Source organism: Enemella dayhoffiae (assembly GCF_002250625.1).
GTDB classification, from domain to species: domain Bacteria; phylum Actinomycetota; class Actinomycetes; order Propionibacteriales; family Propionibacteriaceae; genus Enemella; species Enemella dayhoffiae.
The window spans coordinates 407,834-424,894 of sequence record NZ_NMVQ01000001.1; the positions used below are offsets into that span (position 1 = coordinate 407,834).

The following is a 17,061-nucleotide window of genomic DNA, read 5'->3' on the forward strand; positions in this document are numbered from 1 at the left end:
CGCTCCCTTCCTGGCCTTGAAACACGTGGCGCGATGTGGGTCGGTGGGTCCGGTACCCGGTGATCATGGTGGTGGTGCTGCTGGCGGCAGCAGCGATCGGGATGCTGAGCAGCGGAAAGTCCGTTGGAACAGGGACAACCGAATCCGCGGACTTCAGGGTGCGCTCGTTCATCGCCGACTACACGGTGCAACCGGGTGCGGGCGGCACCACCGACGTGCGCGTCACCGAGCGCATCCGGGTGAGTTTCAACAGCGGTGGGAATCGCGGGCTGCTGCGCGCGATCCCGCTGAAGTATCAGTCCCATGAGAACACCGTCTCGGGGGTCAGCGTCCAGGTCACCCTGCGCTATCGAGACGGCAAGGACCACACGGGCGAGGTCGAGGTCACCCGCACCGAAGAGAACGGTGTCGTGGTGCTGCGGATCGGCACCACCTACGAATATCTGGCCAGCGGGGATCAGGAATACGTGATCAGCTACACGCTGCACGACGTGGCGATGGGTTCGTTCAACGGCAAGCGCCAAGAGATCTATCTGGACGCCAACGGCACCGGTTGGAGCGCCAGCTTCGACAGCGTCACGGCGCGGCTGCACGTCCCGGCGTCCCTGGCGGACCGGCTGGACGGCAACCAGAGCTGCTATCGCGGTGGCTCCGGTTCGAACGATCGCTGTCAGATCACCCGCACCGAGGGCAACGGTGAGGTCATTTTCTCCGCCAGCACCGAAAACCTGGCCCCCAAAGAGAATCTGACGTTTGCGGTGGGGTTCAAACCGGGGACGTTCGCCAAGGCGTACACCCCAACGCCTCCCGGCCTGCCGGCCTGGCAGTGGCTGGTCCCCTTCGGTCTGGCGTCGTTGATCTGGCTGATCGCCCGGCTGCGCTATGCCCGGGCCACCCACGTCGGCAAACCGCAGGTGCTGGTCACCGAATATCTGCCGCCCAAGGGCGTACCGGCGATCGCCGCCGCCGACATCATGGGTCGCCCCGAGCGCGGGCCCGGCGCCCAGTTGCTGGAGTGTGTGGTTGCGGGACAACTGCGCGTACGCAGCACCGAGTCCGCGGGAGAGACCGTCGTCGGCTCCCGTTCGGGCGGAAAACTCGGTCGGCGGGACCGGGAGCGACTGCGCGCCCAGCTGAAGGTCGAGGAGGTGGACCTGTCACCGGTCACCGACAAGACCCTGCTGGCGCTGATCAAGGGATATTTCCTGCGTCCGGGCCAACGGCTGGGGAGCCGGTTGCCGCCCGAGGACCCCGTGGAGCTGGGCCACAAGCGAGGGCAGTTGATGGTGGACCGGGACTGGCGGGAATACCAGCCCGCCGGCGGCAGCTGGTTCCTGCCGACCTTCGTGATCGCCTGCCTCATCGAGGCGGTGATGATGCTCTCGCTCGCCAAGCACGGCCTCGCCTTCCCACTCGTGGTCGGGGTGCTGATGGTGCTGCTGCTGATCGCCGCGCTCTATCGCACCCCAAGCTTCGGACGGCTCACCGAGGCGGGACGGGCCGTGCGTGACCACCTGCTCGGGCTGAAGCAGTTCCTGACCATGGCCGAGGCGAACCGGATCGCCTGGCTGCAGAACGCCGAGGACGCCCCTCGGGTGACCGCCGAGGACCACGGGAGCCTGGTTGGCTCTGTCAACTTCGATTGGCCCCATGGTGACGGTCTGTTCTGGCCCCATGTCTACCCGGAGACCGGCTTGGCCGAATCTTCATATTCCCTTGCCCGGGTCTCGATGTGGGGCTTCGAGGCTTGTGGCCATGACCTCGAACTAGAACTCCTCCCGTACCGTCCCGCTGGTTGCCCTGGGTGTCGGCACCCCTGCAGCTGCTGCTCTGGCCCTGGCCGCTCCTGACCTGACCTCCGGGTCGGGGATGGAGGGCATGCCGATGACCCACTACATGGGGCTGTTGGCCGTGCGTCAGCCGTGGAACCTGCTGTTGTTCATGGCGCTTCCGGTCGTGCTGGCCGAGACGCTCGCGATCACCGAGCTGGTGATGCTGCTGGCTCGTCGCGGTGACCGTCCGGCGCCGGGATGGGTGACGAAGGTGAGCCACTGGGTCGGGCTTCTGGCCGGTGTGGGTGTTCATCAGCCTGCACCTGCTCGTCACCGCCGTGGTCCCGCTGACGGACAACGGTGGCTGGCGTGGCCCCGCGGACGTGATCGCCGTGCTGTCCTACTTGGCTGGTGGCCTGCCGATGCTGGCGATCAGCCTTCTGGAGGCCGGGCTCCTGGGTTGAAACGAGGCCGGGCGCCTGCGCCTGCACGTGGCGATGGTGGCCGTCTTCCTGGTCGTGGCCCACGTCGCGATGATCTTCGGCATGCTCGACCCTGCCGTCATGGGCTACTCGCCGCCGGCTTCGACCTCGATGCACCACGACTTGGGTGGCATGACGGGCATGGACCACTCGACGATGATGCCCAGCTCCGCCCCGTCGAAGTGATCCCCGGCCGGTTCCGTGGTGAGGTGGTGTCATGAATAGCGCGTCTGGTGCGGTTGCGCCGAGTGTCCTGGTCGTCGACGACGAGCCGGTGCTGTCGGGCACGGTGAAGAACTACCTCGAGCGGGCCGGCATGTCGGCCCAGACCTGCGGCGACGGGCTGGCCGCGCTTGACCTTGTCCGGGCCACGGCCCCCGACGTGGTCGTGCTGGACCTGGGCCTGCCGGGCATGGACGGGGTGGAGGTGTGCCGCCAACTGCGCACCTTCAGCGACTGCTACGTGTTGATGCTTACGGCCCGCGCCGACGAGGTCGACAAGCTGATCGGGTTGTCGGTCGGCGCGGACGACTACATGACCAAACCGTTCAGCCCGCGTGAGCTGGTGGCCCGTATCCAGGTGCTGCTGCGACGCCCCCGCGCCGGGAGTACGGGCACCACGGCCTCGGCGGTGCACCGGATGGGCGCCCTCACCCTGGACCCCGCGTCGCGTCGGGTGGAGCTCGACGCCTCACCGGTGGAGCTGACCCGTACCGAGTTCGACCTGCTGCAGGCCTTGGCCGAACACCCCGGCCGGGTGCTGAACCGCCGCCAGCTCACCGACGCCGTGTGGGGCGAGGACTGGGTCGGCGACGACCACCTGGTCGACGTGCACATCGCGCACTTGCGCAAGAAGCTCGGTGACGACCCCTCCCAGCCTCGGTTCGTGCAGACGGTGCGCGGCGTCGGCTACCGGATGGGCCGAGGGCAGTGATGCCGCCCAACCCGCGCGGCAGTTGGGCACGCCGACTGCTGTGCACCCAGATGGCCGTGGTGGCAGCGATGGCCGCCACCATGGTGCTGACGGCACTGCTGGTCGGCCCGGCATGGTTCCGGATGCACATGCACGAAGCCGGCCACGCCCAGCCCGACGTCGTCGAGCACGCGCAGCAGGCCTTCCACGACGCCGGCCTGGTGTCACTGGCCGTGGGTCTGGGCACCGCGATGCTCGCCGCCCTCGGGGTCGCCACCGTCCTCAACCGGAACCTGTCGCGCGGGGTGGAAGCCCTCGTGGACGGCGCCCAACAGGTCGCCGCCGGACACTACGACCAACCCGTCACGATGACCTCGGCCAGCCCCGAGCTGGCCCAGGTCGCCGACGCCTTCAACCACATGGCCAGCCAGATCGCGTCCACCGAGCAGACCCGACGACGCATGCTCACCGACCTGGGCCATGAGCTGCGCACCCCGCTGGCCGCCACCCAGGTCACCCTCGAGGGGCTGCAGGACGGTGTGGTCGACTTCACCCCCGCAACCGTCGAGATCCTGTTACGGCAGAACCAGCGGCTGGCCGCCCTGTCCGCCGACATCTCCGAGGTGTCGCGTGCCGAGGAAGGCCGCATCCCGCTGTCCCTGAGCCACCAGGACCTCGACCAGGTCGTGACGGCCAGCGTCGCCGCAGCCCGCCATGCCTACGACGCCGCCGGGGTGACGCTGCACGCCCAAAGCGTCCCCGGCCTGCGCGTCGACGTGGACGCCGCCCGTATCGGGCAGGTCCTGGACAACCTGCTGCGCAACGCCCTGCAACACACGGTGGCCGGCAACCGGGTCGAGGTCACGATGGGGCACGAGCACGACCGGGCCGTGGTCCGCGTCACCGACAACGGCGTCGGCATCCCCACCGAGGCCCTCACCCACGTCTTCGAACGCTTCTACCGCGTCCAGGACACCCGCACCCGCGACGTCGACGGCGGCACCGGTGTCGGCCTGGCGATCTCCCGCGCCATCGCCCGCGCCCACGGCGGCGACCTGACAGGCCACAGCGACGGCCCCGGCCACGGCGCGACCTTCGCGCTGGCACTGCCCACCGTGACTTCTTGACCAGATCTTGACCAACCCCTGCCGGGGGCTTCATCCGGGCCCGACAGGCTCGAGGACATGAACACACTTTCCCGCCGCCACGTCCTGTTCACCGGTCTGGGCCTCGCCTCGGCAGGGGCCTTGAGCGCCTGCGGCGCCAAGAACACCCCGGCCGCAGCACCCGCCGCGCCGAACTCCCCGTTGACGATCCCCAGCCAGACCCCGCTGGTCGCAGCCCCCGGCACGAAGACCGTCAACCACGTCCTCACGCCCCGGCCGGTCACCCTCGACCTGGGCGGGGTCACGGCCAGGACCTGGGCCTACGACGAGACCCTCGACGCTCCCGTACTGCGGGCCCGCGCCGGTCACCTGCTGCAGGTGCGCGTCGACAACAAGCTGCCCACCAGCACCTCCGTCCACTGGCACGGCATCGCGCTGCGCCAGCCCAGCGACGGTGTGCCCGGCGTCACCCAGCAACCCATCGAGGCCGGCAGCAGCTTCACCTACCAGTTCGTCGCCCCCGACCCCGGCACCTACTTCTTCCACCCCCACACCGGGGTACAGATCGACCGCGGCCTGTACCAGCCACTGGTCATCGACGACCCCGCCGAACCCGGCCGCTACGACCACGAGTGGATCATCACCCTCGACGACTGGACCGACGGCGTCGGCACCTCCCCCGACGACATCCTCGCCGCGTTCAAGGCCCAGAACGGCACCGTGTCCAGCGGCATGAACCACGACATGGGCGGCATGGACCACGGCATGTCACCCCTGGGCGACGCCGGCGACGTCACCTACCCCCACTACCTCGTCAACGGCCGCGTCCCCGCAGCACCCCGAACCCTGACCGCCAAGCCCGGGCAGAAGGTGCGACTGCGCGTCGTCAACGCCTCCTCCGACACCATCTTCAAGCTTGCCCTGCAGGGCCATCGACTCACCGTCACCCACACCGACGGTTTCCCCGTGACCCCCACCGAGGCCAGCGCCGTCTACCTCGCGATGGGAGAACGACTGGATGCGACCATCACGCTGGGCGACGGCGTGTTCGTGCTGCAGGCCGCGCCCGAGGGCAAGAAGGGCACCCCGGCCCGCGCGATCGTGCGCACCGGCTCCGGCAGCGTCCCGACCCCGGACGCCCGCAACGCAGAACTCGACGGCAAGGCCCTGCTGACCACCCAGCTCAAGCCCGCCGACAGCGCACGACTGCCCGACCGCAAGCCCGACATCACCCTCGACGTGGCACTCAACGGCCAGATGAAGCCCTACGCGTGGGGCCTCAACGGCAAACGCTTCGGCGAGGACACCCCACTGGCGGTCAGCCGCGGCCAGCGCGTGCGGCTGCGGATGACGAACATGACGATGATGGCCCACCCCATGCACATCCACGGCCACACCTGGGCCCTGCCCGGCAGCGACGGGCTGCGCAAGGACACCGTCCTAATCCGCCCGATGGAGACCGTCGAGGCCGACCTGCAGGCCGACAACCCCGGCACCTGGATGCTGCACTGCCACAACATCTACCACGCAGAACTCGGCATGATGACGACCCTGCGCTACTGACATGCCCCGGCCGACGCCGGCCACCCACGCCTGCACTGCTGGTGCGGCTGCCCCCTGCGGCAGCCGCACCATCACCGTCTGCAGGTCTTGACCAGACTTTCACCAAAGCTCGCGGGCGCATTGACCTCGCCCCGTCACCGTGGAAGTGGAAGGAGAACCCCTTCCCCGAGCAGACAAGGACACGCCATGTACACCAGCCCCGACCAGACCCCCCGCTCCTTCGGCGAGGCCGCCCGCCAGCCCCTGACCGGCCCCTTGGCCGACCAGGACCCCACCAGCACCACCCACTACACCTGCCCCATGCACCCCGAGGTGACCAGCGACCAGCCTGGCCGCTGCCCCGAGTGCGGCATGTTCCTCGTCGATGCCGGGGCTGCACCCGCCACCCACCAGCACGGACACGGCCACCAGCACGCCGGCCACGACGCGCACGGCCACGACCTCGCCGGGGCCGGCAGCCCGGCACCCGCCGCCGTCGGTGAGGACACCTGGCTCTGCCCGATGCACCCCGAGGTGACCAGTGACCACCCGGGGCGCTGCCCCAAGTGCGGGATGTTCCTGCAACCCGCCGACGGCGGGGATGCGCCGGCCGCCCAGCACCACGACCACCAGCACCACGACCACCAGCACCCGACCGACCACCAGCACCCCACCGACGAGCCGGCGGTGGTGGCCGCTGCGGTCGCTGCAGGGGACTGGACCTGCCCGATGCACCCCGAGGTCCGCAGCGACGGCCCCGGTGACTGCCCGATCTGTGGCATGGCGCTGGAGCCGGTCTCGGCCGGGCTCGACGACGGCCCGAACCAGGAGCTCGTCGACATGCGTCGCCGGTTCCGGGTGGCGGCGGTGCTGAGCGTGCCGCTGGTGGCGATGGTGATGGTTCCCATGGTGCTGGGTCGTGCGCTGCCCGGCAGCGTCGCGCCATGGCTCGAGCTGGCCCTGTCGACGCCGGTGGTGTGGTGGGCTGGGTGGCCGTTCTTCGTGCGCGGCGCGAAGTCGGTGGTCAGCCGTCACCTGAACATGTTCACCCTGGTGTCGTTGGGTGTCGGTGCCGCGTGGCTGTACAGCGTGGTCGCGGTGCTGGCGCCGGGGCTGTTCCCGTCCGGGATGCGGGCGATGGACGGCCGGGTCGGCACCTACTTCGAGGCCGCGGCAGTCATCATCACCCTGGTGCTGCTCGGCCAGGTCCTCGAGCTGCGGGCCCGCGACCAGACCTCCGGTGCGATCCGCGCGCTGCTCGACCTGTCACCGGCCACCGCGCACCGCATGGGGGCCGACGGCACCGAGACCGACGTGCCGGCCGCCGAGCTGCAGCTGGGCGATCGGTGCCGGGTGCGGCCGGGCGAGAAGGTGCCGGCCGACGGCACCGTGGTCGATGGTCACGCGTATGTGGACGAGTCGATGATCACCGGCGAGCCGGTTCCGGTCGACAAGAGCCCCGGTGACCGGGTCATCGGCGGCACGATCACCCAGGGCGGCAGCCTGGTGGTGAAGGCCACTGGCATGGGCGCCGACTCGACCCTAGCCCGGATCGTCGACCTGGTCTCTCAAGCGCAGCGGTCCCGTGCCCCGATCCAGGGACTGGTCGACAAGATCTCGGCGGTGTTCGTGCCGGTCGTGATCGCCGTCGCCCTGGCCACTTTCGGGTTGTGGCTGGCGATCGGGCCGCAGCCGCGGCTTCCGTTCGCGATCGTGGCCGCCGTCAGCGTGCTGATCATCGCCTGCCCGTGCGCGCTGGGCCTGGCCACGCCGATGTCGATCATGGTCGGGATGGGGCGCGGCGCCAGCGAGGGAGTGCTGGTCAAGAACGCCGAGGCCCTCGAACGGCTGCAGAAGGTCGACACCCTCGTCGTCGACAAGACCGGCACCCTCACCCAGGGCCGCCCCAGCCTGGTCGACCAGCAGGGCGTCGACGGACGTGACGACGCGCAGGTGCTGCTGCTCGCCGCGGCTGTGGAGGCCGGCTCCGAACACCCGCTCGCCAGGGCCGTGGTCGATGCTGCCCGCCAGACGGGACGCACGGTGCCGGCAGCCAGCGACTTCGCCGCCCACCCGGGTGGCGGTGTCAGCGCCACCGTCGACGGCCAGCACGTGCTCGTCGGCAGCCCCGCCTTCTTGGGCAGCCAGCAGGTCGACACCCATGCCCTGGACGCCGTGGTGGAGGCCTACCGTCGTCGTGGTGCGACCGCGATCGTCGTGGCCGTCGACGGCCGGCCCGCCAGCGTGATGGCCATCGCCGACCCGCTCAAGGCGACCACCGCCGGCGCGATCGAGGACCTGCGTCGGCGCGGGATGAAGGTCGTCATGCTCACCGGCGACAATGCCACCACCGCCCGGGCCATCGCCGACGAGCTGCACATCGACCAAGTCGTCGCCGACGTCCTGCCCGACCAGAAGCACGGCCACGTGCAGGCCCTGCAGGCCCAGGGCCACACCGTCGCCATGGCCGGCGACGGCGTCAACGACGCCCCCGCCCTCGCCGCAGCCGACGTGGGCGTGGCCATGGGCACCGGCACCGACGTGGCCATCGAGAGCGCCGACGTGACCCTGCTCGGCGGCGACCTGGCCGCCCTGGTCAAGGCCCGCGACCTGTCGGTCGACACAATGCGCAACATCCGCCAGAACTTGGTCTTCGCGTTCGTGTACAACGTGGTCGGCATCCCACTGGCCGCTGGCGCCCTCTACCCGGCCTTCGGCTGGCTGCTGTCGCCCGTCATCGCGGCCGCCGCCATGGCCCTCAGCTCGGTCAGCGTGATCACCAACTCCTTGCGGCTTCGTCGCCGCCGCTGACCCCAAGAGCCCAGCCGGTCGTTGTTCACCCCATCACAGATGCCCGGGCTCGGGTGTGGGCGAGGCGGTAGGAGTTGGTGCCGGTTTCGATGATGGTGGCGTTGTAGGTGAGGCGGTCGACGATTGCTGCGCACAGGCGGGGGTCGGTGAAGGTGTCGGTCCAGGCGGAGAAGGACTGGTTGGACGCGATCGCGATGGCGTTCTTCTCTTCGCGTTCGGTGAGGACCTGGAACAGCAGTTCGGCGCCTCGTCGGTCGAGTTCCATGTAGCCGAGTTCGTCGATGACGAGGAGGTCGACGCGGCCGTAGCGGTTGATGGTCTTGGTGAGTTGTTTCTCGTCGGCGGCTTCGACGAGTTCGTTCACGAGCCGGGTGGCGAGGGTGTAGCGGACGCGGTAGCCCTGTTCGGCGGCGGCGGTGCCGAGTGCGATGAGCAGGTGGGATTTTCCGGTGCCGGAGTCCCCGATCAGGCACAGGGGGTCGCCGCGGCGGATCCAGTCGCCGGTGGCGAGCTCGTTGATGGTGGCGGGGTTGATGTTGGGGTTCGCCTCAAAGTCGAAGTCGGCGAGCCATTTCTCGCGGGGGAATCCGGCGCTCTTGATGCGGCGCAGGGTGGAGCGGCGGTCGCGGTCGTCGACCTCAGTGAGCAGGAGTTCGGCGAGGAAGCCTTGGTAGGTGAGTTGTTCCTTGGTGGCGGCCGTGACGGCGTCATTGACCACGGCGCGGATCGTAGGCTCGCGGGACGGCTGGTGCTGGTGGTGGTCATGGGGTTCCTGTCGGGGTGTGGTGATGAGCCTCGGCGGGGGCCGGGGTGGGGTCGGGTTGGCGACGGCGCAGGAGCTCGTCGTAGGCGGTGACGGTGGGCAGAGGTCGGGTGTCCTCGGGCAGGTGCGCGATGACCTGGTGCGGGTCGGTGAGGCGTCGGGGTGGCAGGTTCACGACCATCCCGCCCCTGGTGGGGGCAGCTGGGGCGGGTGTGTGGGTGGTGGCGTGGCGGCGGGCTTCGACGGCGACGACATCGGGGCTGATCGCACCGACCGACAGGGCTGAGGTGATGCCGGCGATCACGACATCGGTTGGGAGGGATCGGTGGAGCAAGAGCACGTCGATCAACGCTTGGGTGCCGGCGACATCGCCGTTGGTCTTGCGGGCGGCGGCCCAGAACGCGTCATGGGCCGCGGTGAATGCTCCGGCGGCGCGGGCCTGGGCGAAGGCTGTGGAGCCGGGGAACGCGCCGGGCTTGTGCCGTAGGACTTCGAGGTAGTGGTCCAGCTCGACCCGGGTCACGCCACGGGTGCCGAGGCGGGGGTGGGTGGCGACGACGCTGCGGCCTCGAACACGACCACGCACGAGGCCCGAAGGGACACGCGGACACGTTGGCCGATCAGGTGCGCGGGGACGGAGTACTTGACCATGCGGACGGTGATCAGGGCGGAGCGGTCGACGCGGGGGTGGAGGATCAGGCCGGGGTCGAAGTCGTCTGCTGGTAGGGGTGCCAGGTGTGGGAGTTCGGTGTGGTAGTACTGCCCGATCGTGTTGGCGTGGCCGGTGATGCGGCGGGTGTTGTCGTCGACTTCCCAGGCGCGGATCTTGTCGTTGAGTTCGTCCAGGGTGGCGACCTCGGGCATGGGGGCGAGGTGGTTTCTGCGGAACCATCCGACCTCGCCCTCGACGCCGCCTTTCTCGTGGGCGCCGTCGATGCCGGGCTGGCAGTAGAACGCGTCGAAGCCGTAGTGGCAGCGGAACAGTCCCCAGCGTTCGTTCTCCTCGCGGAGCCGGTCGCCGCCGTGGATGACCTGCACCACGGCGGAGGTGAGGTTGTCGTAGCGGATGTGGCGGGTCGGGATGCCGCCCAGGGCGTGGAAGGCCTCGATGTGGCCTTCGAGGAATACCTCCTGCCCGCCTGTCGGGTAGACGCGGTGAATGGCCTTGCCGGAGTGGGACAGGCGGTAGACGAACATGAGGCACTTGGTCTTGACGCCGTCGAGGATGACGTAGACCTCGCCGAAGTCGACCTCCGCTTCGGCGCCGGGGGCGTGGTCCTGCGGCACCATCGCCTCCACCCGGCGGCCGGCCTCCAGGTCGATCTGCGCCCGCCGGATCCGGACGTAGTCCCGCACCGTGGAGTAGGACAGGTCGGTGGCGCCGTGCTCGTCGCGTAGCCGGGCCAGGATCCTGGTCGCGGTGTGACGCTGCTTGCGGGGCGCGGTCAGCTCATAGGTGAGCATCTCGTCGATGGCCGGCTTGTACGGGTCCAGGCGCGGTGCCGTGCGGACCGGCTTCTTGCGGGGTGGGGGTTCGGCCGCGGCGAGGGCCTGGCGGACGCTGCGGCGGTGGACTCCGTGTTTGCGGGCGAGCTCGCGGATGGACAGGCCAGCGACTCGCGCGTCGTGGCGGATGTCGGCGTACAGCTGCACTCGTGACCCCACCTTGGCTCCCTTGCCCTCGCGACCGGTTCCCAGTGATGGGGACCAGCGTGAAGGGGTGGGGCCAGTTCAGACCGTCAACACCCCCGCAAGTCGCACGCGGGGCCAGATCAGGCCGTCACAACGGGGCCGAACCAAGCTGTCACAACCACCTGGTCAAGCTGTACGAACCGCTGCTGCCGTACGCGCTGATCTTCGGGGTCGAGGAGACGTGGTCGCAGGTGATCGGGCAGCACGCCGACCTTGTGCCGGAGCATCGCGGGCTGCTGGACGACGTGCGGTTCGGCGACTTCGTGATGGCGGACATGGTGCACACGATGTATCAGCCCGACCACTACGGCGGCTATGACAGTTTCTCCGGCACCCAGTCGCTGATGAGTACCCACGAGTCCGCGTCCGAGGGGTGGGACTCGTTCACCGAGACGATCAGCGAGCTGGGCTCCTCCAGCAACGACGGCGAGGGCGGTGGCGGCTGGTTCGACGGTGGTGGCGGATCGAGCGGCAGCAGCTGGTCCAGCGGCGACTCCGGTGGCTGGTCCAGCGGCGGATCATTCGGCGGCGGCGACTCCGGTGGCGGCATGGGCGGTGGCGGCGGCGACAGTTGGTGACGCGGCGCGACTGAAACGAGACCGCGGCCCGGGGCCGCGCTCAGGCGGCCAGCAGGTGCAGCCAGACCGGACTCGGCAGCCGGTACGCCGGTTCGGGCAGCACTGTGGGCCGACCCGGGTCGGTGACGTCGAGGGCGAGCACCACATCGGAGTCGCGGCAGGCGACCAGCACCCGGTCGCCGATCAGCTTCAGGTGCTGCGGCCAGCGGCCGGGCACCTCGAGCTCGCCGACCAGCTCGGGCCGCTCCCCCAGCCGGATCACCCCCAGCGTCGCGTGCCCGCGGTTGGCGACCAGCACCAGGTCGCCGACCAGCACCAGGTCGCCGACGTACGCCCCCTCCTCGGTGGCGGTGCTCGGCGTCACCGACTCCACCCGCCGCGCGGCCAGGTCGACCACCGCCAGCGCCGCGCCCAGCTCACCGCTCACCGCGACCCGGTCGCGGTCGATCGGCACGGCGTGCCGCGGGCCGACCCCGGCCGGCACGGCGATCCGTTCGACCCTCCCGTCGGCGCCGACCAGGTGCAGCACGTCGGCACCCAGGTCGGGCACCACGTTGCCGTGGACCGTGGGCAGCACCATGTGCGGGTGCACGGCGTCCAGCGGCCAGGTGCCGCGCAGCCGCGTCGCCGCAGCGTCGGTCAGCTCGACCAGCCCCACCGAGGCGCCGGAATAGTTGGCGACGGCCAGCACGTCCCGCGCCCCCTCGGGCAGAGCCGCCGCGCACGGCGTACCCCCGCCGCTCGGGGCGCGACCCAGCTCGACGAAGCCGTCGGGGTCGACGCGCAGCGAGACCACCTCGTCGGGCTGGTCCTCGGCGGTCCAGCGCAGCGCGTGCACGATCTCGCCGGCGCCGCGCGAGAGCCCGGCGATCCCGGTCTGGTGCCACTGGTTGATGGGGTACGCCCGGTCGTCGCGCCATTCGCACTGGATGATGCCGTGCTCCGGCCCGTCACCCTGGGACACGATCAGCAACTGCTCCACCCCGGCACCCTAACCACCGATCCGCTCACGCTTATCGCCTCCCTTCACGCTCCCCCAGTTGGGGACGCGTGAGCACGAAGCGATAAGCGTGAGCGGGTTGGGGGTGGGGGTCGACTAGCCTGTGCGGGTGGAATTCGTACGCGGCCTGCGCCGTCTCTGGCGGCACCCGTTGTTCCGCCGTCTGGTCGCGGTGCGGATCGCCACCCAGGCCTCGGACGGGACGCTGCAGATCGGGATGGCGGCGTACGTGCTGTTCTCCCCGCAGCAGCAGCCCGACGCCGCCTCGATCGCGCTGGTGCTGGCGATCACCCTGCTGCCGTTCTCGATCATCGGCCCGTTCGTGTCGCTGACCCTGGACCGCTGGAACCGCCGCCAGGTTGCGGTGGTGACCGATGTGATCCGGGTCGGGATCGCGCTGCTGCTCGGGGTGCTGGTGCTGAACCCGGAGCTGCGCGAGCACTGGACGATGTGGCTGTTCTATGCCGGCGTGCTGGTGGCGATGAGCCTGAACCGCTATCTGCTCGCCGGGTTGTCGGCGGCGTTGCAGCACACCGTGGACGAGGACGAATATCTGATCGCCTCCTCGGTGATGCCGACGATCGGCCCGGCCGGGGTGCTGGTCGGCGCCGCGGTGGCGTTCGGGATCCGCTTCGGCACCGGTGCGGTGCTGGAGAGCTATCAGGCCGACGCGCTGGTGTTCACCACCGCGGCCGCCGGCTTCGCGCTGACGGTCGTGCTCGCCCTGCGCATCCCGCGGCGAGCGCTCGGCCCCGACCTCGACTCGGCCGAGGCACAGACCACGCCGACCCGCGAGGTGCTGCAGGGGCTGGTACACGCCGTCGGGCACCTGCGCGAGCGCCGCCCGGCCGGGATCGGGCTGGTCACCATCGGCGTACAACGGGTGCTCTATGGGATGACCCAGGTCGCCACGATCCTGCTGTTCCGCAACTGGTTCCACCGGGTCGAGGAGGTGGACGCGGCGATGGCCGACATCGGAATGTGGGCGGGCGCGACCGGGGCCGGGTTCATCGCCTCGGCCGCCCTGGTCCCCCCGCTGGCCCGGCGGGTCGGCGTACGCCGCAGCATCGTCGTGGTGCTGGTCGCGGCCGGGGTGCTGCAGGTGCTGCCCGGGTCGATCTTCACCCTGTGGACGCTGGTCGCGGCCGGGTTCGGACTCGGGATCTGCTCGCAGTCGCTCAAGATCTGCGTGGACACGCTGGTGCAGGCGCACGTCGATGACGACTTCAAGGGGCGAGTGTTCACCCTCTATGACATGATCTTCAACGCCTGCTTCGTGCTCGCCGCCTGCCTGACCGCGCTGCTGCTGCCCGCCGACGGGCACACGCTGATCGGGTTCGTCGCCCTCGGCGTACTGCTCGCACTGACCGGGGTCGCCTTCTGGCTGCGTACGCACAAGATGGGCTCCCCCACCTTCGACCGTGGTACCGCGTTCGAGGAAGCATCCTCCGGAGCGTCCCGGGCCGGCTGACCCCGAACGTGACCCCGACGCCCGCCCTGTGAGCGAGGAAACAGTGGAAGAACTCCTGCCGGAAGTGGTCGAGGCGTCACGCGAGGTGATCGAGGCCTGGCGCGGACGGATGCCGGACCTGCTGCCATCTGTCAGGTGCTCAGCCCCGGCCTGGAGAACTTCTCGATCGAACCGGCCGAGGCCCACCTGGCGGTCCTCGCCACCCTCTGAGGGGGAACCCCGAGCCGACCCTGACCGTCGGTCCGGAGAATCCTCACGAAAGGGGCCGACGATGACACTCCACCTAGTCACCGAACATCCCACCCGCCCCGCCGGCGTGGTGATCACCGAACCGACCAGCGGGCTGACCTGCCGCTTCGACGCACGTGTCGCCGACCACCTGGTGTTCGAGGTGCGCAGCTGCTGCCGCTACACCGCAGACGACTTCCTGGGGGCGGCGATGCTGCAGCTCGCGGTCGCCGACTCCCCGATCCACTGGCGACTCCCGCACCAGGCCTGCACGAGCCGGGTCGAGGGCGTACTCAATGACTATGGGATCGACCGGATCCTCATCGAGCACCCGACCCGGCCGATGGCCGCCTGAACTCCTAGTTGAGGTCGAGCCAGGAGTCCTCGGAGCCGGGGCGCTGCTGCTCCGGGGTCTGCGGCCGCTGACCCTGCTGGCCCTGCTGCCCCTGACCCTGCTGCGTCGCCTGCGGCCGCTGCTCCTGCCGTCGCTGCTGATCGGCCTGGTGCTGCTGCGGAGAATACCCGGGCGGTGAGGCCTGCGGGCGACGCTGATCCGACTCGGGGTCGCCCTGCGGGCGGTGCTGCGACTCGGCCTGCGGCCGGCTGCCCTCTCCCGGCTCGGCCTGGTGCTCCATCCGCGGCCAGTTGCCCGGACCGGGCTGGGCGGCGGCGGCCCGGGCGATCGACTGCGGGGTGGCCCCCGGCTCGCCCTCGCCCAACGGAACCGCGACCACGGCGGTGCCGTAGGCGCACACCTCGGTGAACGTCTGGGAGATCGACCCGGTGTCGAACCGCATCGCCACGATCGCGTTGCCGCCGCGCTGCACGCACTCCTGCCACATCCGGTTCATCACCTCGTTGCGGCTCTCGTAGACGATCTTGGTGAACTCCGGCATTTCGCCGCCACCGAGCGAACGGAAGCTCGCGGTGATGTTCGAGCCTATGTGGGCGCTGCGTACCGTCATCCCCATCACCTCACCGAGGACGGCCTCGATGCGATACCCCGGGATCCCGTTGCTGGTCACGATGATCATGGGTGACAGTATTCCCACGCCCGGGGTCGCCGGGCACTCCGATCAGGTTCTTGGACAACACCGCCGACCAGTTCCTCGACCCGGGTCTGTTCCGCTAGTCGGCGCTTCGCTCGGCCCACCACTGCCGGAGCAGCTCGGTGGCGCGCTCCTCGCCGAGCGGGCCGTGCTCCATCCGCTGGTCGAGCAGGAACTGGTACGCCTGGCCCACCTCACGCGACGGTTTCAGGTCGAGGATCGCCATGATCTGCTGGCCGTTCAGGTCGGGCCGGATCGCCTCCAGCTCCTCCTGCTCGGCGAGCGCGGCGATCCGCTCCTCGAGATCGTCGTACGCCCGGCGCAGCCGGTTCGCCTTGCGCTGGTTGCGGGTCGTGCAGTCCGCCCGCGTGAGGATGTGCAGCCGCTCCAGTTGGTCTCCGGCATCGCGCACGTAGCGGCGTACCGCCGAATCGGTCCACCCCTTCGCCTCGTCGAACAGGCCGTCACCATAGCCGTGGAACCGCAGGTGCAGCTCGACCAGCTTGGCGATCGCCTTGATCTGATCGGCGGAGAACCGCAGCGCCTGCAGCCGCTTCTTGACCAGCTTGGCGCCCACCACGTCGTGGTGGTGGAAGGTGACCTTGCCACCGTCGGTGAACCGGCGGGTGGCCGGCTTGCCGATGTCGTGCAGCAGCGCCGCAAGTCGGCCGATCAGGTCCGGTGCGTGCCCGCGGGCGCGCTCCAGGTCGATCGACTGCTTGAGCACCGTCAGCGAGTGCTCATAGACGTCCTTGTGCCGGTGGTGCTCGTCCACCTCCAGCCGCAGCGCGGGCAGTTCGGGCAGCACGTGCTCGGCCAGCCCCGACTCGACCAGCAGATTCAGCCCGGCCCGCGGCCGGTCGGTCAGCACCAGCTTGACCAGCTCGTCGCGGACCCGCTCGGCGGAGACGATCTTGATCCGCTCCGACATCGCCAGCATCGCGGTGATCACCTCGGGGGCCGGCACGAAGTGCTCCCCGTCCGGGCGGGTCAGCTGGGACAGGAACCGGACCGCGCGCAGCATCCGCAGCGGGTCGTCGGAGAAGGACTGCTCGGCCGTGGCCGGCGTACGCAGCACTCCGGCGGCCAGGTCGGCCAGGCCCTGATACGGGTCGACGAACGTGCGCCCGGGCAACTGGATCGCCATCGCGTTGACGGTGAAGTCGCGGCGGACCAGGTCGCCGTCGATGGTGTCACCGAAGGCGACCTCCGGCTTGCGGGAGTCCTCGCGATAGACGTCGGCGCGGAAGGTGGTCACCTCGACCAGCCATGGCTCGGCGTCGGGATCGCCGGCCACCGGCACCCGGGCGCCGATGGTGCCGAACTCCTTGCCGATGTCCCAGACCGCGGCACCCTTCACCCCTCGGGTGAACTCGCGGAGCAGCCGCTCCACCTCGTCGGGGCGGGCGGAGGTGGTGAAGTCGAGGTCGTTGCCAAGCCGGCCCATCAGCGCGTCCCGGACCGATCCGCCGACCAGATAGAGCTCGTGTCCGGCCGCGTCGAACAGCTCGCCGAGGCGGTCGGCCACGGGGGCGATCCGGAGCAGCTCGGCGAGCGCGTTGGTCTGGGCGGTGGTCAGCACACCGGGTTGCACATTGGCTGGCACGGTGGACGATTCTAACTGTCGGGTGCCCCGGTTGGCTCGCCGATGAGG

12 protein-coding genes and 2 pseudogenes are annotated in these 17,061 nt (G+C 69.9%); 9 read left to right on the forward strand and 5 right to left on the reverse strand.

Annotated features, from left to right (window positions below):
- Window positions 1-65: 65 nt before the first annotated feature.
- The 6 genes and pseudogenes from CGZ93_RS02010 to CGZ93_RS02035 all read left to right on the forward strand — a co-directional run bounded on the left by CGZ93_RS02010 (window position 66) and on the right by CGZ93_RS02035 (window position 8,626).
- Complete coding sequence (locus tag CGZ93_RS02010) at window positions 66-1,850, forward strand: DUF2207 domain-containing protein (protein WP_229117130.1); 1,785 nt, start codon at window positions 66-68, stop codon at window positions 1,848-1,850.
- A gap of 46 nt (window positions 1,851-1,896) precedes the next feature.
- A pseudogene (locus CGZ93_RS19840) lies at window positions 1,897-2,440 on the forward strand (DUF6803 family protein).
- Window positions 2,441-2,471: 31 nt separating this feature from the next.
- Window positions 2,472-3,188 carry a response regulator transcription factor gene (locus tag CGZ93_RS02020; protein ID WP_094362454.1) on the forward strand — a complete coding sequence of 239 codons (717 nt, stop codon included), beginning with the start codon at window positions 2,472-2,474 and terminating at the stop codon, window positions 3,186-3,188.
- The gene (locus CGZ93_RS02025) at window positions 3,188-4,294 is read left to right on the forward strand and encodes a sensor histidine kinase (protein WP_229117133.1); all 1,107 of its coding nucleotides are present in this window, start codon (window positions 3,188-3,190) and stop codon (window positions 4,292-4,294) included. The genes CGZ93_RS02020 and CGZ93_RS02025 overlap by 1 nt, the downstream gene beginning before the upstream one ends.
- A gap of 57 nt (window positions 4,295-4,351) precedes the next feature.
- Window positions 4,352-5,836 (forward strand): multicopper oxidase family protein, encoded by a 1,485-nt coding sequence (locus tag CGZ93_RS02030; protein WP_094362455.1) that lies wholly within the window; start codon window positions 4,352-4,354, stop codon window positions 5,834-5,836.
- A 186-nt stretch (window positions 5,837-6,022) separates the two neighbouring features.
- Window positions 6,023-8,626, forward strand: a complete 2,604-nt coding sequence (locus tag CGZ93_RS02035) for a copper-transporting P-type ATPase (protein WP_229117134.1) — start codon at window positions 6,023-6,025, stop codon at window positions 8,624-8,626.
- Window positions 8,627-8,651: 25 nt separating this feature from the next.
- On the opposite strand, the gene istB is transcribed toward CGZ93_RS02035, so the two are convergent.
- A complete protein-coding gene (gene istB, locus CGZ93_RS02040) occupies window positions 8,652-9,416 on the reverse strand; it encodes an IS21-like element helper ATPase IstB (RefSeq protein WP_324252428.1) in 765 nt (254 codons plus the stop codon).
- Window positions 9,388-11,054, reverse strand: a pseudogene (gene istA / locus CGZ93_RS02045) (IS21 family transposase). Before istA ends, istB begins: the two are co-directional and overlap by 29 nt.
- Before the next feature lie 218 nt (window positions 11,055-11,272).
- On the opposite strand from istA, the gene CGZ93_RS18695 reads away from it, so the two are divergent.
- Window positions 11,273-11,659, forward strand: a complete 387-nt coding sequence (locus tag CGZ93_RS18695) for a hypothetical protein (protein ID WP_176451596.1) — start codon at window positions 11,273-11,275, stop codon at window positions 11,657-11,659.
- 40 nt (window positions 11,660-11,699) lie between these two features.
- Here CGZ93_RS18695 and CGZ93_RS02055 read toward each other — a convergent pair whose 3' ends face one another.
- Window positions 11,700-12,641: a lactonase family protein gene (locus tag CGZ93_RS02055; protein WP_094362458.1), complete on the reverse strand. Its 942-nt coding sequence runs from the start codon at window positions 12,639-12,641 to the stop codon at window positions 11,700-11,702.
- 127 nt (window positions 12,642-12,768) lie between these two features.
- On the opposite strand from CGZ93_RS02055, the gene CGZ93_RS02060 reads away from it, so the two are divergent.
- Entirely contained in the window at window positions 12,769-14,130 is a 1,362-nt protein-coding gene (locus tag CGZ93_RS02060; protein WP_141211035.1) for an MFS transporter, read from the forward strand.
- A 271-nt stretch (window positions 14,131-14,401) separates the two neighbouring features.
- Complete coding sequence (locus tag CGZ93_RS02065; protein ID WP_094362460.1) at window positions 14,402-14,713, forward strand: hypothetical protein; 312 nt, start codon at window positions 14,402-14,404, stop codon at window positions 14,711-14,713.
- A 4-nt stretch (window positions 14,714-14,717) separates the two neighbouring features.
- On the opposite strand, the gene CGZ93_RS19230 is transcribed toward CGZ93_RS02065, so the two are convergent.
- Complete coding sequence (locus tag CGZ93_RS19230) at window positions 14,718-15,392, reverse strand: YbjQ family protein (RefSeq protein WP_229117135.1); 675 nt, start codon at window positions 15,390-15,392, stop codon at window positions 14,718-14,720.
- A 94-nt stretch (window positions 15,393-15,486) separates the two neighbouring features.
- Complete coding sequence (locus tag CGZ93_RS02075; protein WP_267489707.1) at window positions 15,487-16,989, reverse strand: CCA tRNA nucleotidyltransferase; 1,503 nt, start codon at window positions 16,987-16,989, stop codon at window positions 15,487-15,489.
- Between the last annotated feature and the right edge of the window lie 72 nt (window positions 16,990-17,061).

Bases quoted from the DNA above. Each gene is read 5' to 3' on its own strand.
- CGZ93_RS02010 (WP_229117130.1), top strand. From the start codon at position 66: ATGGTGGTGGTGCTGCTGGCGGCAGCAGCGATCGGGATGCTGAGCAGC.
- CGZ93_RS02020 (WP_094362454.1), top strand. From the start codon at position 2,472: ATGAATAGCGCGTCTGGTGCGGTTGCGCCGAGTGTCCTGGTCGTCGAC.
- CGZ93_RS02025 (WP_229117133.1), top strand. From the start codon at position 3,188: ATGCCGCCCAACCCGCGCGGCAGTTGGGCACGCCGACTGCTGTGCACC.
- CGZ93_RS02030 (WP_094362455.1), top strand. From the start codon at position 4,352: ATGAACACACTTTCCCGCCGCCACGTCCTGTTCACCGGTCTGGGCCTC.
- CGZ93_RS02035 (WP_229117134.1), top strand. From the start codon at position 6,023: ATGTACACCAGCCCCGACCAGACCCCCCGCTCCTTCGGCGAGGCCGCC.
- CGZ93_RS02065 (WP_094362460.1), top strand. From the start codon at position 14,402: ATGACACTCCACCTAGTCACCGAACATCCCACCCGCCCCGCCGGCGTG.
- CGZ93_RS19230 (WP_229117135.1), bottom strand. From the start codon at position 15,392: ATGATCATCGTGACCAGCAACGGGATCCCGGGGTATCGCATCGAGGCC.